Raw genomic sequence first — 24,594 nt, 5'->3', positions numbered from 1 at the left:
CTTTAAACCTCACCGGGGCACATGGCCTTGAGCACTCGTAGCTCCGCTACTGCGGCTAGGGCGGCTAGGGCTACAGGGGCCTTAATCGCTTTAAGGGGGCACTGAATGGCCTGAACGGCATTGGAGCCCGCTGCGGGGGCTGCAATGCCGGAAGCGTTCAGTGCGAAAGTCATGACGACCAATGTAATGGTGCTCACTAATATGTGCAAGTAGTGCACCGGCACATGGGGGTAAAAGAAGACCCCCGCTGCCGCATTTCTGCAGCACGCCAGGGTTGTTCAACAATAATGAAGGGGGTGTTAATTAGCTTTAGAATTGCTTAATACGCTGTGTGGCTGTAGCCTTAAGAGCGGTTGAGCAAGTACAGAGCCTCCGCTGTAGCGATCGCCTCGATCTCGGTCGGATCAACGGACTCATTGGGTGAGTGGATGGTGCACAATGGTTCCTCCACGCCGTAGAGCACGATCTCCGCATCCGGGTAAGCCTCCTGTAAAGCGGTGCACAGCGGGATCGACCCACCGGTGCCACAGAACTCAACATCCTTGCCATAGGCAGCGCCGAGGCAATCGCTGACTAGCGTCCGGCCCGTGTTGCCCTGGAAGGGTTGATTGACGTCACTTACCTCGATGTCGACCTTCACACCCCAAGGAGCATGCGCACGCAGATGCGCCTCAAGCTTGGCGACAACGTCGTGGGAGTCCAGCCCGGCAGGGATGCGCAGGTTCAACTTTGCTTGGGCGGTGTTCGGAACAGCATTAACAGCATGAGCCACCGGGGTGGAGCTGAAACCAGTGACGCTGATGGCCGGCCGTGCCCACAACTGCGAGGCAATCTGGGTGCTGTCACCGAGGATGTCGACACCGTCGAGGATGCCTGCGTCGCTGCGGAAGGTCTCGGCGTCATAACCCACGCCCTCCCACTGGCGGGTGCAGTCCACTCCGTCGATGGTGACCGCCCCTGACTCATCACGAAGGCTATTAATAATGCGCATCAGTGCAAAGGTTGCGTCGGGTGCGGGGCCGCCGAAACCACCGGAGTGAACCTGGGTGCGCAGCGTGTCCACCGTGACGACAACCTGCGCACCGCCACGAAGCGACGTCGTAATTGTTGGGACGCCCACCGCAACGTTGCCAGTATCGGCGATGATGATGGTGTCTGCCTCGAACAGCTCGGGGTGGCGCTTGATCAGATCATCGAGGCCTTCGCCGCCCCGCTCCTCGGAGCCCTCCACCAGCATGGTGATGTTGCACTTCGCCCCGCCGAGCTCCTCCGCCGCACGCAGAGCAGCGAAGTGCATGACCACGTTGCCCTTGCAATCGGCGGTGCCGCGGCCGTACCAGCGGCCGTCGCGTTCGGTCAGCTCGAAAGCACCGGAGACCCACAGGTCGGGGTTGCCGGCGGGAACCACGTCGTAGTGGCAGTACAGCAGGACCGTGGGGGCAGTGTCGCTGACATGCTTGGTGCCGATGTATGCCAGGGATCCGTCAGCGGTTTTTTCTTCGCGGACGTCGAGCCCGACTTCAGTCATCGCGGACTTCACCCACGCGCCTGCTGCTGCGCAGTCTTGTTCGCAACTGGGCTCGTTGTGGACGGAGTTGTAGGAGACCAGTTCGGTGAGTTGTTGTTTGATGTGGTCCCGCTGTCCATTGATGACGTCGCGGATGCGTGCTGCTTGATCGTTGAGTTCAGGATTGATGGTGGTTTCGCTCATGCCATCCCAGTGTAGTGAGGCCCGACGGGGAACCGCAGGGGTGCTGCTAGCAGGCATGATTGGGGTTGAAAGGGGTAGTTTTCAGAACGTGCTGCAGATTTGCGTTTTAAAGTGAGGGTGAAAAGTGAAAGCAGCAGGCCGCTGTCTACAGGCGCTGGTGATAGTGATGACTGCAGGAGGGCAACATGCGTAGGGCGTTGATCATCGGTTACGGGCGTTCAGGCACCAAAACCGTTGCCTGCATGATGGATCAGTTGAAGGTGTCCCTCAGTGAAAGAATGCCTGCGGAAGCTCTGGCTGAAGCACCTGCGCAACCTGCTGCGAATTAGCCGGCTTTCCCTGCTGGTTGTATGACTCGTCGGCTGTGGGCGAACATCGTGCCCACGGTGGCGGGTTTTATTGCACTCGGTGGTATCGAGTGCTAGAAATGGCTTTAGCACTTAGCTACTTCAAGTGCCAGATTTTTCCAGGGTGATACCGGGAGAGGTCGGGCGCTGCGGGTGGCTTGGAAACTTCGGTGGGTTCGGCGCCCTATAGATGGGGTGTCGTGGCCGTCGCGGGCTTATCGCTGAGGTGTCCAGTGGCTGAACAATTTCCGATAAAAATCGAGGAGAAACACCACTTATGGCTAAGATTATTGCCTTTGATGAGGAAGCACGCCGTGGCCTAGAAAAGGGCCTGAACATCCTCGCAGACGCCGTCAAGGTCACCCTCGGCCCCAAGGGCCGCAATGTCGTCCTGGAGAAGTCCTGGGGCGCCCCGACCATCACCAACGACGGTGTCTCCATCGCTCGCGAGATCGAGCTCGAGGATCCTTACGAAAAGATCGGCGCCGAGCTGGTTAAGGAAGTCGCCAAGAAGACTGATGACGTCGCAGGTGACGGCACCACGACCGCGACCGTTCTGGCCCAGGCTCTCGTCCGCGAGGGTCTGCGCAACGTTGCTGCTGGTTCCAACCCGATGGGTATCAAGCGCGGCATCGAGCAGGCCGTTGCCAAGGTGACCGAGCAGCTCCTGAGCTCCGCTAAGGAGATTGAGACTGAGGAAGAGATCGCAGCTACCGCTGGTATCTCTGCTGCTGACCCCGCTATCGGTGCCAAGATCGCTCAGGCTATGTACGCGGTCGGCGGCGGCAAGCTGAACAAAGAGTCCGTCATCACCGTTGAAGAGTCCAACACCTTTGGTGTCGAGCTCGATGTGACCGAGGGTATGCGCTTCGACAAGGGCTACATCTCCGGCTACTTCGCCACTGACATGGAGCGTCAGGAAGCTGTTTTGGAGGATCCCTACATCCTTCTGGTCAGCTCCAAGATCTCCAATATCAAGGACCTGCTCCCCCTGCTGGAGAAGGTCATGCAGACCGGCAAGCCGCTGCTGATCATTGCTGAGGATGTTGAGGGCGAAGCCCTGTCCACCCTGGTGGTCAACAAGATCCGTGGCACCTTCAAGTCTGTTGCTGTGAAGGCACCGGGCTTCGGTGACCGCCGCAAGGCTCAGCTGCAGGACATGGCTATCCTCACCGGTGGGCAGGTCATCAGCGAAGAGGTCGGCCTCTCCCTCGAGACCGCCGACATTCCGCTTCTCGGCCGTGCACGCAAGGTTGTTGTCACCAAAGACGACACCACCATCGTCGAGGGTGCAGGTTCCGCAGAGCAGATCCAGGGCCGCGTTAACCAGATCCGTGCGGAGATCGACAACTCTGACTCCGAGTACGACCGCGAGAAGCTTCAGGAGCGCCTGGCAAAGCTCGCTGGCGGCGTTGCAGTGATCAAGGTTGGTGCCGCTACCGAGGTCGAGCTCAAGGAGCGCAAGCACCGTATTGAGGACGCCGTGCGCAACGCTAAGGCTGCCGTGGAAGAGGGTATCGTCGCCGGCGGTGGCGTCGCCCTGCTGCAGGCTTCCCACGTCCTCGACTCCGACCTGGACCTTGTTGGTGACGAAGCAACCGGTGTGAAGATCGTCCGTGAGGCACTGTCTGCACCGCTGAAGCAGATCGCCTTCAACGCGGGCCTCGAGCCCGGTGTGGTTGCCGACAAGGTTGCTTCCCTGCCCAACGGCGAGGGCCTGAACGCCGCCACCGGTGAGTACGTTGACCTGATGGCTGCAGGTATCAATGACCCGGTGAAGGTCACCCGCTCTGCTCTGCAGAACGCTGCCTCCATCGCGGCTCTGTTCCTGACCACCGAGGCTGTTGTTGCTGACAAGCCTCAGCCTGCCGGCGCTGCTATGCCTGGTGCTGACGAGATGGGCGGCATGGGCGGCTTCTAAGCTGCATTACTGCTAACTCAGAGCCCCCGTCACCTTGGGATTTATTTCCCTCGGTGGCGGGGGTTTACCCCGAATAGGGGACTAAATGGAATGCGCTGGCATTTGCGCCCCTCGGGTGTTTTAATAAGGGTGGCGTTAAGAGGCGCCAGCATTTTCACATTTGCGCCGGCAATGGCTGGCACCGTCTTTAGGAGACTTACATGGATCTTTCCGTTATCAAGGAACAGCTCGGCAACTTCGCTACCTTCGTCAAGGGCTTCGGCGACATCGTCGATAACCTGCCCATGGCTGTTAAGGCTCTTGGCATGGCTGTCAAGACCTTCTCTTCCAAGTAAGAGTTAAGTCTGCGGCCCAGCTGGCCGCTTGTTGATCCCTGACAGTATTGGTCTGGGGATCGCCTCCCAAATCTTTTCTATTTTCTCTTAAAGGAGATTTCACATGAACGCAGTCATCGACTTCCTCACCAAGCTCACCTCTTACTCTGTTGAGGGTGGCACCGACTTCTTCAAGACCGTCAACTTCGCTGACATCGCTCACTTCCTGGCTCCCTTCGGCAAGGTTGCTGAGGGCTCCAAGGACCTCCTCGGTCTGGTCAAGTAATTTGACGCCCTTCCGAGGCTTCTAATCCTTGGAAAACTGAAACCCCGCGCTGTGTGCTTCACGCACACCTCGCGGGTTTTTTGTTGGGTTCTTCGTCATGAAGGCCGGCTACGGGGGTAGGTGCGCTATAGGTCTTGAACTGGCCTAATAGTCCGGAAGGTGACAACGGGGGTGTAAGTTGCGCCGCTGTAATTAACGATTTGTGGTGAAAGAATTTCGGCAATGTTGTAACATTTTCACCGTCGCTTCGGATGAAGCGTGTGTACACACTGCGACACCGGCACTGCGTGTCGCAACTATCCAAGGAGATACTCATGGATCTTTCTGTCATCAAGGACCAGCTCGGCGACTTCGCTACCTTCGTCAAGGGCTTCGGCAAGGTCGTCGATAACCTGCCCATGGCTGTTAAGGCTCTTGGCATGGCTGTCAAGACCTTCTCTTCCAAGTAAGAGTTAAGTCTGCGGCCCAGCTGGCCGCTTGTTGATCCCTGACAGTATTGGTCTGGGGATCGCCTCCCAAATCTTTTCTATTTTCTCTTAAAGGAGATTTCACATGAACGCAGTCATCGACTTCCTCACCAAGCTCACCTCTTACTCTGTTGAGGGTGGCACCGACTTCTTCAAGACCGTCAACTTCGCTGACATCGCTCACTTCCTGGCTCCCTTCGGCAAGGTTGCTGAGGGCTCCAAGGACCTCCTCGGTCTGGTCAAGTAATTTGACGCCCTTCCGAGGCTTCTAATCCTTGGAAAACTGAAACCCCGCGCTGTGTGCTTCACGCACACCTCGCGGGGTTTTCTTGTTTACCCCCGTATGGGAAAACAAGAGACATTAGGGGGCCGGAGGTCTAAAATTATAGGCATGGCTGATACGCATGAGGAGCTCCCAGTTGTTGACCTCGCCGCTACCGAGGGCTACATCGTAGACGATTCCGACGAGGACGATCCGGTCCTCATCACCCCCTCCGGAAAACCAGTCGAGACCTGGCGGGAAAACTATCCCTACCAGGAACGCATGAGCCGCGAAGAATACGAAAAAACCAAGCGCGCCCTGCAGATCGAGCTCCTCAAATGGCAAAACTGGACCAAAGACACCGGCCAGCGCCACATCATCCTCTTCGAAGGCCGTGACGCAGCAGGCAAGGGTGGCACCATCAAGCGCTTCAACGAGCACCTCAACCCCCGTGGTGCCCGCACCGTAGCGCTCGAAAAGCCCTCCCCGCGCGAATCCACCTCTTGGTACTTCCAGCGTTACATCGAGCATTTCCCAGCAGCCGGCGAAATCGTCTTCTTCGACCGCTCCTGGTACAACCGCTCTGGTGTGGAACGCGTCATGGGTTTCTGCACCGAATCCCAGCACGCAGAATTCCTCCGCGAAGTACCGATGCTTGAAAACATGATCATGGGTTCAGACATCAGCCTCACCAAGTTCTGGTTCTCGGTGACACGAAAAGAACAACGCACCCGCTTCGCGATCCGCCAGGTCGACCCAGTGCGCCAGTGGAAGCTTTCCCCCATGGACCTGGCCTCCCTCGACAAGTGGGACGACTACACCCGCGCCAAGGAAGAACAGTTCCGCTACACCGACACCGATGAGTCCCCTTGGGTGACCATCAAGTCCAACGACAAAAAGCGCGCACGCATCAACGCCATGCGCTATGTGCTGTCCAAGTTCGAATACACCGGCAAAGACCACGAGCTCGTCGGCCAGCCGGACCCGAAAATCGTGATCCGCGGTCTCAAGCAAATCGCAGACTAGCTACACTGGAAGCACCTTATCCGAACTACACGATGCGGAAAACGTATACCTTCCAACACCCTTGACCCTGCGCTCGCTGTCACAGTCGAGCGCGTCCAGAAGCTAACCGCCGTCCACAACTTCGAAGGCACCATAGCCGAGGACGGCGGAAACAAATGACGCCGCGCATCATCCATCACTCGCTCCACACACCACACACGCCACGCCTGCACAGAATGCACCGGAGAAATCCCCGACCACACCAACGACCGCGGCGCAGGCACCAAACACCCACCATGCCGCCACGCCAACCACATCTCCTCGCATGAGGCATCAAACGCCACAGACAAACCCGCCAGAACTCGATCATCTGGCCCCAAAGGCTGCGGATCATCTGCCAAAAACCAACGCGCCTCAGCATCCACGAACGCGGCGGCTGCGCGGTGCGTCACAGCAACGCCCTTCGGCATCCCCATCGTCCAAGGCCGCTGCCTCAGGAAAATCAGTGGCTGTCGCACACAATATATCAATAAGTGTGCGAGCTTCAGGTGCCGAATCAACAGACCCCAACACAGCTGACCCGGCCATAACCACCTAGTCTTCCTCAGCCGCAATAATCGCCTTAGCCAACTTGCGCAAATGCTTCAATTGCTTCGACGTTGATTCGTCTAGAGCTCGGTCCTCCGCAGCAGTCACCAACTCGGCTAGCTCTTTCTGCGCTTGTCGTCCCTTCTTCGTTGAAGCAACAATTTGCCGACGACGATCCTTGGGATCACGCTCGCGTTTTACCCACGTTTTAGTCTCTAAACCGTCAATCAGTCGCACCATATCGGAGGCATCCACACCCAAAATCGCGCTCAACGCTGTCTGGCTTGATGCACTACCCGTAGCCAGACTGGTCAACACCCAGTACTCCCTGATTGAAGTCTTGTATTCAGCCAACGATGCCTCGACCTCATCACGAGTGCGCCGACGCAAACGTTCAAGCTGGAAAGAGGGCGATTCGAGAAGATCAGTGGGAATCGACGTGTGCGGCATCGGTGGGATACTCCAGTGCAATAATTAATGGGCTGGACGTGGCGCAGGTGTTAACAACGCTGGACTTCTATAATACCGCCTAACAGTCCCGTTCGGACCGTCTTGACTACTTTAAGGGGGCAACAACCGCCAAGGCGCTACTCCCGATAGTCAGCACAAAGTAACAATCACGCCTATAAACCCCTCAGAAGACCAGAGCCCACGACAAGATCCATAGGACGCACAGTGGACAAAGCGAACAATACCCCCGACCACAAGCCCAACCTTGAGAGCCCCAGCAGCCCGCCCTTAGTGCACAGCTTTGCGCTCCGCCTGCTGCTTGTCGTTGCGGGCAGTGCGATGATCGCCTGGATCTTCCTAAGAGTGCTCCATAACGATGCGTTTGTGCCGATCGGTATAGCAGGCTTGTGCTTTTTCGCACTCACAGCACCGATTGACCTCGTGCTCCTCCTCTGTTGGTGGACGCCCGCTCAAAGAGTCCCTGCAGTGATGTCCTGGGTTGGAGGAGCAGCTGCCATTGCTGGTGTGGGCTGCGTGATTGCTTACGAAGCCATAGCCTGGGCGATCATTCTATTTGCTTGCGGCATATGGTTGCTGACCGTTGGCTTCTTCACTTGGGTGTCAAGGGTGTACCTCCAAGCGCGCGGCTACATCGACTAGCGCGGTGGGTTGCGCTGGAAATTTGTGCATGCTCAAAAGCAAAAGGCCTGCTGGTCGGTAAAGGTAACCGGCCAGCAGGCAGAGGAAGGGGCCCAAGCAACCTATCGGGAGGACGCTACAGGCACCCGGGGTTTTACTTGTGGCGTTCGATGGCTTCTGCCAGGATTTTTTCGGCTTCTGCCTTGTCGCCCCAGCCGGAGCCGGTGACTTCCTTGTTGGGCTCGAGGTCCTTGTAGTGGACGAAGAAGTGCTCGATTTCGTCCTTGACAAAGTCGGACACGTCGTTGATGTCCTGGAAGTGCTCGTAGCGGACGTCGTCGATGACGCACAGCAGTTTGTCGTCGCCGCCGGCTTCGTCGGTCATCTTGAATACACCTAGCGGGCGGGCCTTGACGATCACACCGGGGAATACGGGTTCGGGCAGGATGACCAGTGCGTCGAGGGGGTCGCCGTCTTCGCCGAGGGTGTGGTCGATGAAGCCGTAGTCGAGTGGGTAGGCCATGGGGGTGAACAGGTAGCGGTCGAGGTAGACCTTGCCGGTTTCGTGGTCTACTTCGTACTTGTTGCGGGAGCCTTTGGGGATTTCGATGGTTACTTCGATGCTCATGGCTCATTAGTGTACCCGGGGGTTGGTTTATGGTTGGTACATGGCGAAAAAATGGTGGTTGGCGTCGGCTGGTGTGACTGGTGCGGCGGTTGTGGGTGTTGTGAGTGTTGCGGTGTTGCGTGCTCATGCGGGGGATTCGTTGATTGTTGATGACGTCGCGGTGGTTTCTGCGCCGCCGTTGCCTGCGGCTGTGGTGTCGGCGTCGCCGTTGTCTGCTTCGGAGGTGGAAGTGTTGCGGGCGAAGTTGGATGTGTTGGGGCGGGATCGTCGTTTGGGTCAGTTGGTGGGCAGTGTTCGTGATGTGTCTTCGGGGGATGTGGTGTGGGAGAAGGATGCGTCGGTGGGGGTTCGTCCGGCGTCGACGACGAAGGTGTTGACGGCTGCGGCTGCGTTGTTGACGTTTGGTTTGGATGATCGTGTGTCGACTGATGTGTTTGTGGTTGATGGTGGTCGGACTGTTGTGTTGGTTGGTGGGGGTGATGTGGGTTTGTCGGGGGAGCAGTTGGATGATTTGGCTGGTCAGGTGAGGGCTACTGGGGTGCAGCCGGAGCGTGTTGTTGTGGATGCGAGTGTGTGGTCGCAGCAGTCGTGGTTGGAGAAGTGGGGGCAGGAGAATATTGCGGAGGGCTTTATTGCTCCGATTGAGCCTGCGATGCTGTATGGGGCGCGTGTGGGTGCGCCGACGGGGGATGTGCCGCGGTCGGATTCGCCATCGATGGATGTGGCGCGGGAGTTTGCGTCGCGTTTGGGTGTGGGGGAGATTGATGTGGATTGGGATGGTGCTGTGTTGTCGGCCGCGCAGGGGGATACAGTTGCCGCCGAGACTGGCCAGACCAGCAAGGACAGCAAGACCAGCAAGACCAGCAAGGGCGACAAGGGGGATGCGCAGCAGGTTGATGTGGCGCGTAAAGTCGCGTCGGTGCAGTCGGCGCGTTTGGTGGATCGCGTGCGGGAAATGATGTTGCATTCGGACAATGTGTTGGCGGAGTCGTTGGGACGTCAGGTTGCGGCTGCTCGCGGGGTTGAGGCGCCTGATGCTGCGGCTGCTGGTGCTGCGGTATTGGCAACGTTGTCTGAGGCTGGTTTTGATGTTCAGGGGGTGCACTTGGATGACTGCTCGGGTATGAGCGACGATGATCGTATTCCGGCGTCCGTGTTGTCGTCGGTGTTGGCTGGTGCGGGCAGTGATGCGCGTGTGCGGTTGTTGCCGGATTTGTTGCCGGTGGCGCATGGTTCGGGCACGTTGGCGTCGCGTTTTGATGGTTTGGATGGTGCTGGTTGGGTGCGTGCAAAGACGGGTACGTTGACGACGACGAGTGGTTTGGCTGGTGTGGTGACTGCGGATAGCGGTCGCGTGTATAGCTTTGGTTTTGTGTCGAATGAGTCGGAGGTGTTGCCGGCGCGTGCGGCGTTGGATGAGTTGGCGTCTGTGCTGCGTGAGGGGTAGTTGTGCCGTCGCATGTGGGTGTGTGGGAGTTGCCGCGTCGTAGTCCGTGTTTGTTGACGGTGCGTCGTGCTGTGCGTGCGTGGTGGGAGGGTGCTGACGCCGCGGGGGTTGCTGGTGGGCGGGGCAGTGTTGCGGTGGGTGTGTCGGGTGGTGCGGATTCGTTGGCGTTGTTGTTGGGGGTGTTGGCGGAGGTTGGTCCGGATGCTGGTGGGGTGCCGGTGGATGCGGTTGTTGTGGATCATGGTTTGCAGCCGGGTAGTGGTGGGGTGGCGCGCCGGGTGGCTGGTGTGTGTGAGCAGTTGGGGGCGCGTGCTGTGGTGTTGCGTGCTGTGATTGATGACGCCGCGGTGGCTCGTGTTGGTGTGGAGGCTGCGGCGCGTGCGGGGCGTTTTGGGGCTTTTGCTGACGCGGGGTTTGGGCGGGTGTTGGTTGGGCATACGGCGGATGATCAGGCGGAGACGTTTGTGTTGAGTGCGTCGCGGGGTTTTTGTTCGCCTATGCGTCCTGTGTCTGTTGTTGGGGGTGTGGAGGTTGTGCGGCCGTTGTTGTCGGTGCGGCGTTCGGATACGCGTGGGGCGTGTGTGGAGGTTGGTGTGCCGGTGTGGGAGGATCCGCATAATTCGGATGAGCGTTTTGAGCGTGTGCGTGTTCGTCGGCGGGTGATGCCGTTTGTTGAGGTTGGGGCTGTGGCGTTGGCTGCTGATGATGTTGCGGAGGATGCGGCGTTGTTGGATGAGTTGGCTGATGCTGTGTTTGATGCTGTGGTGTGTGATGTGTTGCGTGATGACGTCGCGGTGGTTGCGGGAGGGGCGGCGTCATTGAGCGTGAAGGTGTTGGAGGGGCAGCCTGTGCCGATTGTGAGGCGTGTGGTGGCGCGTTGGTTGCGGCTGGTGGGGGCGAATCCGACGGGTGGGAGTATTCGTGCTGTGGTGCAGTTGATTGTCGCGTGGAGTGGGCAGGGGGCGGTGGCTGTGCGCAGGGCTGACGGTGGGGTTGGGGGCGGCAGGTTGGAAGTGCGGCGCAGAGGTGGCAAGCTTGAGGTGGATCGCACTGGCCTCAACCTTGGTTAAAAGGACTTTTTGCTTATGTACGAAGAGTACGAACTGTACGACAATCCGGACTTCAACATTCCTGAGGGCCGCTATGCGGATGATTTGCAGGCTGTGTTGATTGATGAGCAGACGCTGCAGGCGCGGGTGCGGGAGCTTGCTGAGCGTGTGTCGGATGCTTACCGTGATGAGCCTGAGGACCTGATTTTGGTGGGGGTGCTTAAGGGGGCTGTGTTCTTTATGACAGATTTTGCTCGTTCGATGACTATCCCTTGCCAGTTGGAGTTCATGGCGGTGTCTTCGTACGGTAATTCTTCGTCGAGCTCTGGTGTGGTGCGAATTTTGAAGGATTTGGACCGCGATATTGAGGGCAAGAATGTCATCATTGTTGAGGACATTATTGACTCTGGTTTGACGTTGTCGTGGTTGATTAAGAATTTGAAGAACCGTCGGCCGAAGAGCCTTGAGGTTGTTGCGTTGCTGCGTAAGCCTGATGCGGTGAAGGCTAAGGTTGAGCTGTTTGATTTGGGGTTCGATATTCCCAATGAGTTCGTGGTGGGCTATGGCTTGGATTATGCGGAGCGTGGCCGTGATTTGCCGTTTGTGGCGAGCCTGAAACCGAGCGTCTACGCGGACAATTAGATAGCGCGTAGTGAATGATCATAAAGCCCCCACGGACAATCCTGTGATGTTTTTTCTCCGGAAGTTTAAGTTTGTCTGAAGATATAAAAGCAAATACGCCGGAGGCTACGAGTAGAGCTACGGTGTAAAAACCATAAGTGATGTCTAGGGGGTCAGAATTCCTGTCTAGATATTCCGCTAAACAGATGAAAAAGTAATGATCGAGCAGTGTGAATTTTTCGATCCCGTGTATAAATGTTAAATGAATCACTTCGAGCTCCTTGTGGGTGCCTGCGGTTTTCGCTACCCCGGGGAACATTGACGGCCGCCGGCACGTTACAGTAGTAGAAACCAACAAACTGCAGCTAAGGAAGGGTCCCTGCGTCCTCCATCCACGTGCAGACCCGCACGCCCCAACAGGCCGTGAGTGTCGCGACGTCATGAGGTGGGCGCGGGCGTTTATCTATGGACAATAAGAAGCTTCTGCGCATCAGTGCCATTGCGGCCATTGTGCTGATGTCCCTGTACGTGTTCACCGTTTTTAGTGACACTAGCCGCGGCTATCGGCCCGTCGACACGTCGGTGGCGATGAAGCAGCTGGACGATAAGAACGTTAAAGAAGCGCGTATTGCTGATCGCGAGCAGCGGGTTCTGCTGAAGCTCAAGGATCCGATTAGCGTTGACGAAAAGGACGGCATCGAGCAGGTCGTTGCGGAATACCCCGCGCGGGTTACTCCGGATGTTTTCAGCAAGGTTGAGGCTTCTGGCGCGGAGAAGTACACCACGAAGGTTTCCCGCGATTCCTTCTTGGGTTCGATGTTGCAGATGCTGCTGCCGATGTTGATCCTGTTTGGTTTGATCACGTTCATGATCACCCGCATGCAGGGTGGCGGAATGGGCATGTTTGGCATTGGTGGTTCCCGTGCGAAGGAACTGACCAAGGATATGCCGACCAACACTTTTGATGACGTCGCGGGGGCCGATGAGGCAGTTGATGAGCTGCAGGAGATCAAGGATTTCTTGCAGGATCCTTCCCGCTACGAGGCTTTGGGCGCGAAGATTCCGCGCGGTGTGTTGCTGTATGGCCCGCCCGGTACGGGTAAAACCTTGTTGGCGCGAGCTGTCGCTGGTGAGGCCGGGGTGCCTTTCTTCTCTATTTCGGGTTCGGACTTCGTTGAGATGTTCGTCGGCGTGGGTGCTTCCCGAGTGCGTGACCTGTTTAAGCAGGCGAAGGAAAACAGCCCCTGCATTATTTTCGTCGATGAGATTGACGCCGTGGGTCGTCAGCGTGGCTCCGGTATGGGTGGTGGCCATGACGAGCGCGAGCAGACATTGAACCAGTTGTTGGTGGAGATGGATGGTTTCGGCGACCGCGAGGGCGTCATCCTTATTGCTGCCACCAACCGCCCGGATATTTTGGACCAGGCTTTGCTGCGTCCTGGGCGTTTCGACCGTCAGATCCCGGTGACTAACCCTGATTTGAAGGGCCGCGAGCAGATCCTGGAGGTTCACGCTAAGGGTAAGCCTTTCGCCAAGGACGCTGATTTGAAGGCGTTGGCTAAGCGCACCGCGGGTATGTCTGGTGCGGACTTGGCCAATGTGCTCAACGAGGCTGCACTGTTGACCGCTCGTGTGGGCGGTAACGTCATCACTGGCGATGCTTTGGAAGAGGCCACTGACCGTGTGATTGGTGGCCCGCGTCGTTCCTCCAAGATCATCTCTGAGAAGGAGAAGAAGGTCACCGCTTATCACGAGGGTGGTCACACGATTGCTGCGTGGGCGATGAAGGACATCGAGCGCGTCTATAAGGTGACGATCCTTGCCCGCGGCAAGACCGGTGGGCATGCGATGACTGCCCAAGAGGACGATAAGGGCATGTACAACCGCAACGAGTTGTTCGCCCGCATCGTGTTCGCAATGGGCGGCCGCTCTGCTGAAGAGGTTGTGTTTGGCGAGCCCACTACCGGTGCGTCGAACGACATTGAGCAGGCGACCAAGATTGCTCGCGCGATGATCACTGAGTATGGCATGAGCCCGCAGATGGGCACCGTGAAATACGGTGAGGAGCAGGGTGATCCTTTCTCCGGTCGCGGTGGCGGCGGCACCTTGGAATACAGTCCTGAGGTTGCTAACCAGATCGACGAGCAGGTCCGCTACTTGGTTGGTAAGGCCCATGAGGTCGCCTACAACATTTTGAAGGATCGCCGCGAGTACTTGGACAAGCTCGCAACCAAGCTGTTGGAGAAGGAGACACTGCGTCGTCCTGACCTTGAGGCTTTGTTTGAGGACATGCCTAAGGAGGAGCGCATCGAGGTGTTCCCGGGCGAGTCTGATTACTTCCCGAGCCAAGGCTTGGAGCCGGTGAAGACCCCCACCGAGCTCGCGATTGAGCGTGGTGAAGAGCCCCCGAAGCCTTTCAATATTATTGAGGCGTCCCGTGCTGCGCGTGCCCGCCGCCAGGCTGAGCTCGAGCGCCAGCAGAAGATGGGCATGTTCCCCGATAACCCTGGCGCCGCCGCGCAACCTGCCCAGCCTGAACAGTCAGAACAGCATGATTCGCAGCAGCCGGCATCGCCGCGGCAATACGGTGGCACCCCACCACCTGCAGGATGGACAGTGCCTGGCTGGCCCGGAGGCGGCAAGCAGCAGGACTCGGGCGATTACCGTCAGCACCCGGGCTGGAGCAACTACGGCACCCCCGGTACCGACGGCCAGTCTGGTCTGCCAGCACAGGCGCAGCAAGCCCAGCAGCCGGCGGAGGAAATTGGCTTCCACACCGGCATTCCCGAGGCCCAGCAGTCCAGCGCAGCACCTGTGGAGCAAGAAGAATACGGCTTCGCCCTACCCGCACACGAAAAGCCCGACCACCCGGAGGTCGTCGCTGATGAACCTGTCAGTGATAAGCCTGAGACGGATGCAGAAGGCCACGACACCGCTACCGACGCCGAGATCGAAGAGCAGCCTGCCGCCGACGAACACAAGGGCTTCCCGTGGGATACTCCCGCGCCCAAGCACCTCAAGAATCCCGACAGTCCGGAGCGCGAGGACTAAAAGATGTTTGATCGTGAGCGCGCGGAAGCTGCAGTCCGCGAACTACTTATCGCGGTGGGCGAAGACCCCGATCGCGAAGGCCTGCAAGACACCCCCGCGCGCGTCGCACGTGCCTACGAGGAAGTCTTCGCCGGCCTGCACGTCGACCCCACAGAAGTTCTGAATAAGACCTTCAGCGAGGACCACCAGGAACTCGTGCTCGTCAAGGACATCCCGATTTACTCCACCTGCGAACACCACCTGGTGCCCTTTTTCGGCCACGCCCACATCGGCTACATCCCTGGAAAAAACGGCCAGGTCACCGGGCTATCGAAGCTTGCTCGACTGGTAGACCTGTTCGCCAAACGCCCGCAGGTGCAAGAACGCCTCACTACCCAGGTGGCAGATGCGATAGTCGAGAAACTGGGTGCACAGTCAGTCATCGTCGTCATCGAGTGCGAGCACCTGTGCATGGCCATGCGCGGGATCCGCAAACCGGGTGCCCGAACCACCACATCCGCTGTTCGCGGAGGGTTCAAAGCTAACGCCGCATCACGCGCCGAAGTGCTCTCCCTCATCCGCGGCTAAACAAGGCCCCAACTAGGCCCTAACTAGACCTCAACCGGGTCTGAACCAAGGTGAAGCATCGTGAACGATTCCAGCGCAGTCCAAGGCAACCAGCTAGGTCGCACCCTCGTGATGGGCATCCTCAACGTCACCGAGGATTCCTTCTCCGACGGCGGCAATTACCTCGACCCCAGCCGTGCACTGGCGCACGCCGAACAAATGATTAATGACGGCGCGGACATCATCGATGTCGGCGGGGAATCCACCCGTCCCGGCGCAACCCGCGTGTCCGAAGAACAGGAACTCGCGCGCGTCGTGCCGGTTGTGCGCGAGCTCGCATCCCGCGGCGTCATAACCAGCGTGGATACGATGCGTGCGTCCGTCGCCCGGGCCTGCGCAGATGCCGGGGTGAACTACATCAATGACGTCTCCGGTGGTCGCGCGGATGCGGACATGTTTGCTGCCATCGCCGACACCGGGCTGCCTGCCATCCTCATGCAGTGGCGAACCGACGCCTACGGTGACGCCGCAGGCGCCGCCCACACGCCGGGCAACGCCCTGCAGGAAGTCCACGACGACCTCCAGGCACTCGTCAGCGACGTGAAGGCAGCCGGCGTGGCAGAGGAACAGATCATTTTGGACCCTGGCCTAGGGTTCGCCAAAACACCGCGCGACAACTGGGAGATCCTCGCAGGGCTCGACAGCTTAAGCGCACTCGGCTACCCCTTGCTTATCGGCGCATCCCGCAAACGCTTCCTCCAAGCCATCCGCGCAGACCGCGGCCTGGACAGTGGCCCACGCGCAGCCGACCCCGCAACCGCAGCATTAAGCGCACTGTGCGCTGCGAAGGATGTGTGGGCCGTCCGCGTCCATGATGTCGCCTTCACCCGTGATGCCATCGACGTCGCACAGGCCGTCGCAACCGCACACTCCACCACAACCACAGACTTTTCACTGGGGGCGTCACACCATGGCTGATCGCATCGAACTTACAGGTCTGCGGGCCTACGGCTACCACGGGGTGTTCGAGCACGAAAAAGCAGAAGGCCAAGAATTTATCGCCGACATCACCTGCTGGATGGACTTCCCCCGCAACGCCGAAGGGCAGCCAGTCGACCAGCTTGAACGCACCGTCCACTACGGGGAACTCGCCGAACTCGCCCACGGCATCCTCGCTGGGCCAAGCTTCGACCTGATCGAAACCGTCGCCGGCACCATCGCCGACACGATCATGGACACCTACCCCATACTCCACGCAGTCGAGGTGACCATCCATAAACCGAGCGCCCCCATCCCCCTAACATTCGATGACGTCGCGGTGGTCGCCCGCCGCAGCAGAAAAACCAGGTCGACGCGGGCATGAGCGCCACCGCAGTACTATCCATCGGCGCCAACATAGGCGATGCAGACACGTGCGTGCGTAGACTCCGCGGCGTCATTAATAATTTCCGCGATAGCGGTGCTGAGGTGCGCTGCTCCGGTGTGTACGTCACGCCGCCGTGGGGAGGGGTAGAACAAGAAGACTTCTACAACGCCACACTTCGCGTCACATGGCCGCAGCAGACGACAAGCGCCCAGTGGGCAGAAGGATTGTTGCGCCAATGTCAGCAGCTCGAAGCAGAGGCCGACCGGGTGCGCGAAGTGCGATGGGGGCCGCGGACGTTGGACGTCGACATCGTTGATATTGAGGGCTACGCTTCCGACGATCCCCGCCTGTCCGTCCCACACCCCCGCGCCCATCTACGGGCATTTGTGCTTGTGCCCTGGCTAGAGATCGAGCCAACGGCTACCCTTGGGGGACACAGCATTACAGAACTGCTCGAGGTACTGCCTCCGGCGGAACTCAACGCTATAACGAGGATGGAAGGAGTAACACTGTGAAGAAAACCAACATCACAGTACTCGTGGCAAGTGGGGCATTTGTTGCCGCCGCCGCAGCCATTCTCACCTACGGCTTCTACAGCGATATGCCACCACTATCCGCAGGTGTTGCCGCGATGCTGTGGCTCGTTGCAGCTGTGTGCGCCGTGATGGCGCGGGTGGTGCGCCGCAACGTTGAAGGGGGCACAGTGGGCTTCGATCGTTCGCAAATGTCGCCCATCGCGATCGCCAACTGGTTGGCTATCGGGCGGGCGAGTGCCTGGACCGGTGCCATCGCCGCAGGTGCTTACATCGGCATCGGATTGTATGTGGTGCCCAAGGCTGCGCAGCTGGCCTCGGCCGGCGAAGACCTCCCGGCCGTGTTGCTGAGCGCGGCGGGAGGCATCGGATTGTCGGCGGCAGGGCTGTGGCTTGAGAGATCCTGCGAAGTACCCCCGATCGACGGCGAGCCAGCAGCCTAAACCGTGCTCGCCTTCGCCTTCGGCGGGGGAGTGCTAGGCGACGCCGGGAGCCACCTTGATGTCGCACTCCGTGTGTGCCCTGACGTCCTCGACGGTGATACCGGGCGCGAGCTCACCAGTAGGGGAAGAAGCGGCAACAAACTGCAAAGCAACAGTATCTGAAATGAGTGTGTCCGACGCGGGATCTATCAGGCCAACAGACAAGCGCCCCTCTTGCGGCACAGCACCCTCAGGACCCTCAGCACCGTGCCCGGGGATTGGGGAATAATCCGGGGTGGTCACATCCACATACAGCGGCTCCACCCCATTGTCGGCAAGCAACCGATGCACGGTGTCCTTGACCGCCGCAGGCCCACGCTCCGCCACCGAGTGCGCAGCAGTCATGATCGCCGCAACAACCACCGCGGCGTCACGACTCGAAGCCGACAACCTGGCATTACGGTTCGACACCGGCACCCCATCCGGCATCCGCACCGTCGGCACCGTATGGACCCGCGCATCCATACCCAGGCCGCGCAGACACCCCTGCAAAGCCACGAGCAAAGGATAATCCTTATCGCCTAGAAAGACATCCGTGGCGCCAACCAACGCAGTCACAGCAAACAATCGCGCAAGCAGAGCCTCCTCCCCGCGTGAAGCCACACGAGCGGCCAAAAAGTCATTACCAGGCAACACAGACACCTCGGGGGCAGGGGCCAAAGGGACGACAAAATCCACATCGAGCCCCTGCGGAATCTCGCCGTCGTACGCAACGACAACAACCCCTCCGCTCATCCTGGCGGCAGCGTCCACAACCGCAGTATGCCCCGCATGCCACTGGGACCACACAGGAACCAGCACCACCGGCTGGCCCTTAGCGCGATATGCCTTGCCAATTGCGCGAAGCAGACGCGGCTCCGTCACCGTGCGAGCTGCTCCAGAACTCATAAGTGTCCTCCTGCGAAAGGATCAATCGTGCGTGGGTCGGCGTGAGGGTGGTCGGCAGCGTCGCCCGGCGCCATAGCGAGCAGTAGCGCGGTGCGGGCCTGCTGATAGTTATACAACGCATCCGCAAACTGGGCCCTACGCGAAGGATCCAATGCGATGTGACCGGGGCGGACGCTGGACAAGAGCAACTCCGCAATGGTGTAGCCAACGGAATCCAAGGCCGTCACGACCAAAGCGTCACCCACCGGGGTGCACAAGATCGGGACGTCCGCGTCTATGTCGCCCAAAGCAACATCATGAGGCGCAATCACAATGGGTGTTGACGTCGTGGTGGTCGTTGTTGCAACGATCTGTAGCTCTGCCGGCAACTGCGGATCGTCCAACGGGGTGCATTCGATGTGGCCAGCTGACCTTAACAGCTCGGCGATGGCAAGGGTGTTGTCGGTGAGGTCGAGTACATCGAAGCGCAGTGTGCGCCGGCCAGTCGCGGGATGTGAAGGCGTCGACATAACCGGCTAGCTGTTGCCCTGGCTGCGCTTGAGCAGCTCAGCTACGGACAGTCCGCCCTGATGCTCATCACGACGGCGGCGTCCACCGCGGGCCTTGTCCTCCTGGGCGTGCGGTGCCGACTGGGCTTCAGCCTTCACCTCGGTGCGAGCTTGCACCGGAGCCTCGGGCTCCGGCTTCGGTTCCGGCTTGGGTTCGGTCTTCGGCTCCGGTTTCGGTTCCGGCTTGGGTTCCGTCCGCACAGCGGTGGTGTGATCAGCGGAATCATCCTTTGGAGATACCCAACTGACTTTCGCGAAGGAGGAGGTGTCAAAGTGGCTGCCGCCCTGATCAGAATCGCTTTTCGTGCCGGTCGCCTCAAACTCGCCCGTGACAGGTTCAGCTTCCACTGGCTCTTGGGAATCCTCCGCTTGCTCCGCATTTCGAGTTGCCTCCAGCTCCTGCGGTGGCGCCCACAACGCGGAAATAGCCGGGGTCTCGAAACTCATCACAGTGCCCGTCAACGCCTCGATCTGGCCGCGCACCGCATCCAACTGGGCACGGATCGCAGCCAGAGTTTCGTCCTGGGATGCGCGAAGATTATCAAGATAACGCTGCTCAAGAAGTAATTCCTGCTCGCGGTGAGCAATCTGCTCCTTTTCGAGCTCGGCAACAAAACGCGCCTTCTCGCTACGCAGACGCTCGCGCTCAAACTCGAAACGGCGACGGTAGGAAGCCACCAAAATGAGGCCCAGAATCGCAGCCCACAACGCAAGGATCACCGCGATTTTCATCGCCCCCGTACTGCCGCTAAACAGCATGACAACGGTGCAAATCACCGACAAGCCCACAATGATGCTCAAAAGCAGCGGGCCACGGTCGGGGGTGAGTTGCAGGTTGGTTTTCTGTTCAGCCATGCCCACTAATCTACCCCAGTGATTGCTCCATCAGCGCCTGCAAGCTGGGTGCGTCGACATCATGATCAAGCAGCGGCAACGTCCACACCAGGACATCCCCAGCATGTTGCCGCAAGTGGCCCAGCGCATCAAGATCCAATTCCCGACGCCGCGCTCACACCCCCGGACCCTTAACAGATGCCTCTTGGCTGGGCGCCTGTTGGTTTGGCACCCGGCTGGGGGTTACCATTGTCTGCATGACTCAAGCCAATAACACCCTAGACCTGCCGGAACAGCTGAAGATTCGCCGCGACAAGCGCGCTAAGCTGCTGGAGTCTGGGGTCGAGGCCTACCCGGTTGAAGTTGACCGCACCATTTCTATTAGCGATTTGCGCAAGCAGTTTGTCGTCAACAAGCCTTCGGATGATGACGCCGCGTCTGCTGCGTCGAAGGTGCCGGAAGGTGCGCGTGTGCTGGAAGTTGGCGAGGAAACTGATGTTGAGGTTGCTATTGCCGGCCGCGTGATTTTTGTCCGTAACACCGGCAAGTTGTGCTTTGCCACGGTGCAAGAGGGCAATGGCACTCAGGTGCAGGCTATGCTATCGCTGGCTGAGGTGGGGGAGGAAGCCTTGGCGGCGTGGAAGCAGGACGTCGATTTGGGCGACTTTGTTTCTGTTCGGGGCCGCGTTATTTCCTCCAAGCGTGGTGAGCTTTCGGTCATGGCTAAGAGCTGGCACATGGCTGCCAAGTCTTTGCGCCCGTTGCCGGTTGCACACAAGGATATGAGCGAAGACAGCCGTGTTCGTCATCGCTACACCGACCTGATTATGCGCGAGCAGGCACGTACCAACGCCATGACTCGTATTAAGGTGATGCGCGCGCTGCGTAATTACCTTGAGTCCCAGGACTTTGTCGAGGTTGAAACCCCGATGCTGCAGACGCTGCACGGTGGTGCTGCCGCTCGTCCATTCCAGACCCGTTCCAACGCCCTGGATATTGACTTGTACCTGCGTATTGCGCCCGAATTGTACCTCAAGCGTTGCGTTGTGGGCGGCATCGAGCGTGTCTTCGAGGTTAACCGTAACTTCCGTAATGAGGGCGTGGACTCTTCCCATAGCCCTGAGTTCGCGATGCTGGAGACGTACCAGGCATGGGGTACCTACGACGATGGTGCCGAGATGATCAAGAACTTGATCCAGTCTGTTGCCCGCGAGGTCTTCGGATCCACTACTGTCACCTTGGCTGATGGCAGCGAATACGACCTGGGTGGCGAGTGGAAGTCCATCGAAATGTACCCCTCGCTCAACGAGGCCCTGGCCAGGAAGTTCCCCGGCCAGCCGGAGGTCACCATTGACTCCAGCGTCGACGAGCTCAAAGAAATCGCAAAGGTCATTGGTTTGGATGTGCCGGCCAAGGACGGTTGGGGACACGGAAAACTCGTCGAGGAAATCTGGGAGCACTTGTGTGAAGACCAGCTGTATGGGCCGATCTTCGTGCGTGACTTCCCGGTGGAGACCTCTCCGCTGACCCGCCAGCACCGCACCAAGCCGGGTGTCACCGAAAAGTGGGACCTCTACGTGCGCGGTTTCGAGTTGGCGACCGGTTACTCGGAGCTTGTTGACCCTGTGATCCAGCGTGAACGCTTCGAGGACCAAGCCCGCCTAGCGGCTGGTGGCGATGAAGAAGCAATGGTGTTGGATGAGGACTTCCTCACCGCAATGGAACAGGGCATGCCGCCGACTGCCGGCTGCGGTATGGGCATCGATCGTCTGCTCATGGCCTTGACCGGTTTGGGTATTCGCGAAACCATTCTGTTCCCGATGGTTAAACCCGAAGCGAAATAGCCCCGGGCGAGTTAGTAGCGCCGCATTCCAAGGCGGCGCAGCATTTGCTCAACCCCGGCGAGCAGCGCGATCAACACGAAGAACAGCAGGAATACGCCGGCGGTGTTTTTCAGCGCCGCTGCATATCCGAGATCGTTGACGTCGAGGAAGAAATAGGGGTACCAACCTGTCTCGGCGCCCCGGACAAAAGTCCACACGCACCAGATGATGGGAAGGATCAACGCCAATCCGATATTGATGGGGGTAATATCGGCGCGTTTTCTTCGCGGCATTGACAATATCCAGATCACTGGCATCAACACCGGCATAATCATGTGCTCCACCGGGTTGGTGAAACGATATGTTCCGACGCTGGGGGAGCCGTCGGCCAACACGAAGTTGTACACCAGGCCAGTCACCAGCAGCATCATCGCCGCGTCAATCCGGGCGGCTGCGGCCCAGTGGGACTCGTGATTGCCTAGGAAATAGGCCAGGCCCAAACCAGCGCCCACAATGTTCGACCACAGGGTGAAGTAGGAATAGGTGGCAATCAGCTTTTGCCCCGGGGTGTCGAACGCCGGGAACTCTTCGAAAGGATTGCGCGCATTATGGACACCGCTGACAACTACAGCAGCCGTCGCGAGAAGAAAAGCGATGAGGCCCAACACCCGCACAACGGTGCTGTTGTGGGTGAGATGCTGGGCGGTCGCGGCGTCATGATCCGCAATCTCAAAATTATTCACAGCGGCTAACTTTAGTGTGACAAAAACGGATAGCGCAAGTGTGGCTAAATACCCCCAATATGAGTAAAACCTTGAAAATTCCTGAGAATTACGATAACCTGGTCGACTGAAGCCTCTATGCTTATCATGTAAGGAAAACTATGCACAGCACTTTCGGGCACTCGCCCAAGAATACGCGCCGCAAGATGGTCTCGCTAATCGCAGCCACAGGCATCGCGTTCGGCAGCGTCATCGCACCGCAGTCCGCAGTAGCGGTGGAAACCTGCGCTGCAACGACCACCGAGATCCCGCGCGCAATCACCAACGTTCATATCCTAGCCGACGGCAAAGAAACAGACACCTTCACCAAGGGGCAGTTCGTCGACATTAAGTTCGACTGGAACTCCCCCGGAACTACTTTGAAGGCCGGAAGCTTCTTCACCATCCAGGTTCCTCAGGAATACTTCGGCTCCGGACAAAAGCCGTCCCGAACTTCCCCATTCACGCGGAAGGCAGCTCCGAGGTTATCGGCTGCGGTAGCTACGGATCCGACGGCACCCTCACCGTGGTGTTCAATGAAAAGGTTGAAGGCTTACAAAACCCGCGCGGTTGGGTCAGCGTTGGCGCAATCGTCAGCGGTAAGGAAAACGAGACTGGCAAGACTTCCAAGGTGAACTTCAAGGACGTCAAGTCCATTGATATCAACATTAAGCCGAGCGTCGGTGCCGCAAACTGGGTCTTCCGTAAGGATGGCTGGTTGACCTTGCCCACGGACCACGAGTTCTTCAGCTTGCAGAAGATGTTGTCTTGGCGCTTGAACGTGCCTGCCTACGACAAAGAGCTGCACAACCTGGTCATCACCGACGATTCCGCCGATCCCAAGTGGTACTTCAACTGTGATGCCACCAAGGCAAACCTGAAGATGACCGAAGGTCTTGGTGGTCCCGAGATTAAAGACATCCCGTGGACCCTTGAATGCGAGAAGGAAAAGGTCACCATCAAGGTGCCCACCGTTCCCGCAAATCGCAACATCGTTTTCGGCAACATGATCGGTGCAGCTGACAAGCTGGTAAACGGTACTTACACCAACACCGCTACCGGCGACGCTGACGAGATCAAGACGATCAGCACCAACCAAGATTCCGTGGACGTTCGCGCGGCAGGTGCCGCCGATGCGGATACCCCCACCACGCCTCCTACGAAGCCGTCTGAGCCGTCCACGCCTCCTACGAAGCCGTCTGAGCCGTCCACGCCTCCTACGAAGCCGTCTGAGCCGTCCACGCCTCCTACGAAGCCGTCTGAGCCGTCCACGCCTCCTACGAAGCCGTCTGAGCCGTCCACGCCTCCTACGAAGCCGTCTGAGCCGTCCACGCCTCCTACGAAGCCGTCTAAGCCGTCTGAGCCGTCCACGCCTCCTACGAAGCCGTCTGAGCCGTCCACGCCTCCTACGAAGCCGTCTGAGCCGTCCACGCCTCCTACGAAGCCGTCTGAGCCGTCCACGCCTCCTACGAAGCCGTCTAAGCCGTCTGAGCCGTCCACGCCTCCTACGAAGCCGTCTAAGCCGTCTGAGCCGTCCACGCCTCCTACGAAGCCGTCTGAGCCGACCCCGCCTCCCACTCCCCCGAGCAGCAGCGAGATTCCTTGGTGGCTCATCCTGATCCCCTTCGTTCCGCTGATCCCGCTGATCATGGGTGGCGGTTCTTCCACCCCGCAGGCTGGCCCCAGCACGCCCGCTCAGCCGACACAGCCCACCCCAGTGAAGGGTCTGCCTAAGACCACCACCGAGGCTCCGGCCGCTCCGGTGAAGGGCATCGAAAAGTCCAATCCGGCTCCGGCTGCTACTCAGGCGCCTGCTCAGGCTCCCCGCAAGCAGCTGGCCGCTACCGGTGCTAACACCGCAGGCTTGATGTTTGTAGCAGCGTTGCTTGGCTTGGCTGGCGTTGCTCTAATCCGACGCAAGAAGGCTTAAAACTTAAAGGTTTTCGCCCTTCGCGTTGAATAACAACGGCACTCTGGTGATGGTTATCCATCCCGAGTGCCGTTTTGCTATTTCCTGCGATTTTCCA

General features: G+C 58.9%; 28 protein-coding genes and 1 pseudogene. 20 read left to right on the top strand and 9 right to left on the bottom strand.

Translation table 11 applies throughout. From position 1 onward, the window contains the following. Positions 1 to 2: 2 nt before the first annotated feature. Both CARG_RS10345 and CARG_RS08575 read right to left on the bottom strand, forming a co-directional pair. Positions 3 to 173: a hypothetical protein gene (locus CARG_RS10345; RefSeq protein WP_021012254.1), complete on the bottom strand. Its 171-nt coding sequence runs from the start codon at positions 171 to 173 to the stop codon at positions 3 to 5. Positions 174 to 343: 170 nt separating this feature from the next. Continuing rightward, a complete protein-coding gene (locus tag CARG_RS08575) occupies positions 344 to 1,711 on the bottom strand; it encodes a dipeptidase (RefSeq protein ID WP_021012253.1) in 1,368 nt (455 codons plus the stop codon). Between the two features lie 185 nt (positions 1,712 to 1,896). On the opposite strand from CARG_RS08575, the gene CARG_RS10340 reads away from it, so the two are divergent. The 7 genes from CARG_RS10340 to ppk2 all read left to right on the top strand — a co-directional run bounded on the left by CARG_RS10340 (position 1,897) and on the right by ppk2 (position 6,334). After that, a complete protein-coding gene (locus tag CARG_RS10340) occupies positions 1,897 to 2,040 on the top strand; it encodes a hypothetical protein (protein WP_021012252.1) in 144 nt (47 codons plus the stop codon). Between the two features lie 295 nt (positions 2,041 to 2,335). Continuing rightward, positions 2,336 to 3,979, top strand: coding sequence for a chaperonin GroEL (groL, locus tag CARG_RS08570; protein WP_021012251.1), 1,644 nt, complete (start codon positions 2,336 to 2,338; stop codon positions 3,977 to 3,979). A gap of 200 nt (positions 3,980 to 4,179) precedes the next feature. Continuing rightward, the gene (locus CARG_RS10335) at positions 4,180 to 4,314 is read left to right on the top strand and encodes a PorH family porin (RefSeq protein ID WP_021012250.1); all 135 of its coding nucleotides are present in this window, start codon (positions 4,180 to 4,182) and stop codon (positions 4,312 to 4,314) included. A gap of 103 nt (positions 4,315 to 4,417) precedes the next feature. Beyond that, entirely contained in the window at positions 4,418 to 4,579 is a 162-nt protein-coding gene (locus CARG_RS10330) for a hypothetical protein (RefSeq protein WP_021012248.1), read from the top strand. A 314-nt stretch (positions 4,580 to 4,893) separates the two neighbouring features. Next, positions 4,894 to 5,028: a PorH family porin gene (locus CARG_RS10325; RefSeq protein ID WP_021012249.1), complete on the top strand. Its 135-nt coding sequence runs from the start codon at positions 4,894 to 4,896 to the stop codon at positions 5,026 to 5,028. A gap of 103 nt (positions 5,029 to 5,131) precedes the next feature. Continuing rightward, on the top strand, positions 5,132 to 5,293 hold the full coding sequence (locus CARG_RS10320) for a hypothetical protein (RefSeq protein ID WP_021012248.1): 162 nt from the start codon (positions 5,132 to 5,134) through the stop codon (positions 5,291 to 5,293). Between the two features lie 144 nt (positions 5,294 to 5,437). Then, positions 5,438 to 6,334 carry a polyphosphate kinase 2 gene (gene ppk2, locus CARG_RS08565; protein ID WP_021012247.1) on the top strand — a complete coding sequence of 299 codons (897 nt, stop codon included), beginning with the start codon at positions 5,438 to 5,440 and terminating at the stop codon, positions 6,332 to 6,334. 227 nt (positions 6,335 to 6,561) lie between these two features. Here ppk2 and CARG_RS09925 read toward each other — a convergent pair. Continuing rightward, positions 6,562 to 6,786, bottom strand: a pseudogene (locus CARG_RS09925) (AMP-binding protein); the annotation flags it as partial. Positions 6,787 to 6,907: 121 nt separating this feature from the next. After that, entirely contained in the window at positions 6,908 to 7,351 is a 444-nt protein-coding gene (locus CARG_RS08560) for a MarR family winged helix-turn-helix transcriptional regulator (protein ID WP_021012246.1), read from the bottom strand. Positions 7,352 to 7,576: 225 nt separating this feature from the next. Here CARG_RS08560 and CARG_RS08555 point away from each other — a divergent pair, with 225 nt between their 5' ends. Further along, positions 7,577 to 8,011, top strand: coding sequence for a hypothetical protein (locus CARG_RS08555; protein WP_021012245.1), 435 nt, complete (start codon positions 7,577 to 7,579; stop codon positions 8,009 to 8,011). Between the two features lie 133 nt (positions 8,012 to 8,144). Here CARG_RS08555 and CARG_RS08550 read toward each other — a convergent pair whose 3' ends face one another. Then, complete coding sequence (locus CARG_RS08550; RefSeq protein ID WP_021012244.1) at positions 8,145 to 8,618, bottom strand: inorganic diphosphatase; 474 nt, start codon at positions 8,616 to 8,618, stop codon at positions 8,145 to 8,147. Between the two features lie 40 nt (positions 8,619 to 8,658). Between CARG_RS08550 and dacB the strand changes: the two genes are divergently transcribed. The 9 genes from dacB (at position 8,659) to CARG_RS08505 (ending at position 17,674) form a co-directional block, all read left to right on the top strand. Beyond that, positions 8,659 to 10,065 carry a D-alanyl-D-alanine carboxypeptidase/D-alanyl-D-alanine endopeptidase gene (dacB, locus tag CARG_RS08545; protein ID WP_021012243.1) on the top strand — a complete coding sequence of 469 codons (1,407 nt, stop codon included), beginning with the start codon at positions 8,659 to 8,661 and terminating at the stop codon, positions 10,063 to 10,065. 2 nt (positions 10,066 to 10,067) lie between these two features. Then, entirely contained in the window at positions 10,068 to 11,135 is a 1,068-nt protein-coding gene (gene tilS, locus CARG_RS08540; protein ID WP_041747128.1) for a tRNA lysidine(34) synthetase TilS, read from the top strand. A 15-nt stretch (positions 11,136 to 11,150) separates the two neighbouring features. Beyond that, complete coding sequence (gene hpt / locus CARG_RS08535) at positions 11,151 to 11,756, top strand: hypoxanthine phosphoribosyltransferase (protein ID WP_021012241.1); 606 nt, start codon at positions 11,151 to 11,153, stop codon at positions 11,754 to 11,756. Between the two features lie 444 nt (positions 11,757 to 12,200). Then, positions 12,201 to 14,786 carry an ATP-dependent zinc metalloprotease FtsH gene (ftsH, locus tag CARG_RS08530; protein WP_021012240.1) on the top strand — a complete coding sequence of 862 codons (2,586 nt, stop codon included), beginning with the start codon at positions 12,201 to 12,203 and terminating at the stop codon, positions 14,784 to 14,786. Between the two features lie 3 nt (positions 14,787 to 14,789). Continuing rightward, positions 14,790 to 15,353, top strand: coding sequence for a GTP cyclohydrolase I FolE (gene folE, locus CARG_RS08525; RefSeq protein WP_021012239.1), 564 nt, complete (start codon positions 14,790 to 14,792; stop codon positions 15,351 to 15,353). A gap of 111 nt (positions 15,354 to 15,464) precedes the next feature. Continuing rightward, positions 15,465 to 16,310, top strand: a complete 846-nt coding sequence (gene folP, locus CARG_RS08520) for a dihydropteroate synthase (protein ID WP_052331981.1) — start codon at positions 15,465 to 15,467, stop codon at positions 16,308 to 16,310. Further along, a complete protein-coding gene (gene folB, locus CARG_RS08515; RefSeq protein WP_021012237.1) occupies positions 16,303 to 16,695 on the top strand; it encodes a dihydroneopterin aldolase in 393 nt (130 codons plus the stop codon). The genes folP and folB overlap by 8 nt, the downstream gene beginning before the upstream one ends. Further along, on the top strand, positions 16,692 to 17,213 hold the full coding sequence (gene folK, locus CARG_RS08510; protein WP_021012236.1) for a 2-amino-4-hydroxy-6-hydroxymethyldihydropteridine diphosphokinase: 522 nt from the start codon (positions 16,692 to 16,694) through the stop codon (positions 17,211 to 17,213). The genes folB and folK overlap by 4 nt, the downstream gene beginning before the upstream one ends. After that, positions 17,210 to 17,674, top strand: a complete 465-nt coding sequence (locus CARG_RS08505; RefSeq protein WP_021012235.1) for a DUF3180 domain-containing protein — start codon at positions 17,210 to 17,212, stop codon at positions 17,672 to 17,674. The genes folK and CARG_RS08505 overlap by 4 nt, the downstream gene beginning before the upstream one ends. Positions 17,675 to 17,707: 33 nt before the next feature. Here CARG_RS08505 and CARG_RS08500 read toward each other — a convergent pair whose 3' ends face one another. The 3 genes from CARG_RS08500 to CARG_RS08490 are packed head-to-tail and all read right to left on the bottom strand — an operon-like array spanning position 17,708 to position 20,004. Then, positions 17,708 to 18,601, bottom strand: coding sequence for a pantoate--beta-alanine ligase (locus CARG_RS08500; protein WP_021012234.1), 894 nt, complete (start codon positions 18,599 to 18,601; stop codon positions 17,708 to 17,710). After that, a complete protein-coding gene (locus CARG_RS08495; RefSeq protein WP_021012233.1) occupies positions 18,598 to 19,110 on the bottom strand; it encodes a hypothetical protein in 513 nt (170 codons plus the stop codon). Before CARG_RS08495 ends, CARG_RS08500 begins: the two co-directional genes overlap by 4 nt. Before the next feature lie 6 nt (positions 19,111 to 19,116). Next, positions 19,117 to 20,004 carry a DUF6779 domain-containing protein gene (locus tag CARG_RS08490; RefSeq protein WP_021012232.1) on the bottom strand — a complete coding sequence of 296 codons (888 nt, stop codon included), beginning with the start codon at positions 20,002 to 20,004 and terminating at the stop codon, positions 19,117 to 19,119. A 236-nt stretch (positions 20,005 to 20,240) separates the two neighbouring features. On the opposite strand from CARG_RS08490, the gene lysS reads away from it, so the two are divergent. Next, complete coding sequence (gene lysS / locus CARG_RS08485; RefSeq protein WP_021012231.1) at positions 20,241 to 21,827, top strand: lysine--tRNA ligase; 1,587 nt, start codon at positions 20,241 to 20,243, stop codon at positions 21,825 to 21,827. 11 nt (positions 21,828 to 21,838) lie between these two features. Here the strand turns inward: lysS and CARG_RS08480 are convergent, their stop codons facing one another. Further along, the gene (locus CARG_RS08480) at positions 21,839 to 22,549 is read right to left on the bottom strand and encodes a Pr6Pr family membrane protein (protein WP_021012230.1); all 711 of its coding nucleotides are present in this window, start codon (positions 22,547 to 22,549) and stop codon (positions 21,839 to 21,841) included. Between the two features lie 140 nt (positions 22,550 to 22,689). Between CARG_RS08480 and CARG_RS10120 the strand changes: the two genes are divergently transcribed. Continuing rightward, positions 22,690 to 23,202 (top strand): hypothetical protein, encoded by a 513-nt coding sequence (locus tag CARG_RS10120; protein ID WP_144198623.1) that lies wholly within the window; start codon positions 22,690 to 22,692, stop codon positions 23,200 to 23,202. After that, positions 23,097 to 24,497: an LPXTG cell wall anchor domain-containing protein gene (locus tag CARG_RS10395; RefSeq protein WP_201769258.1), complete on the top strand. Its 1,401-nt coding sequence runs from the start codon at positions 23,097 to 23,099 to the stop codon at positions 24,495 to 24,497. The genes CARG_RS10120 and CARG_RS10395 overlap by 106 nt, the downstream gene beginning before the upstream one ends. Positions 24,498 to 24,594: the final 97 nt, after the last annotated feature.

This window comes from Corynebacterium argentoratense DSM 44202 (genome assembly GCF_000590555.1).
GTDB classification, from domain to species: Bacteria; Actinomycetota; Actinomycetes; order Mycobacteriales; family Mycobacteriaceae; genus Corynebacterium; species Corynebacterium argentoratense.
Note: the sequence above shows the minus strand (reverse complement) of the source record. Positions and strands in the feature narration are given on the sequence as shown.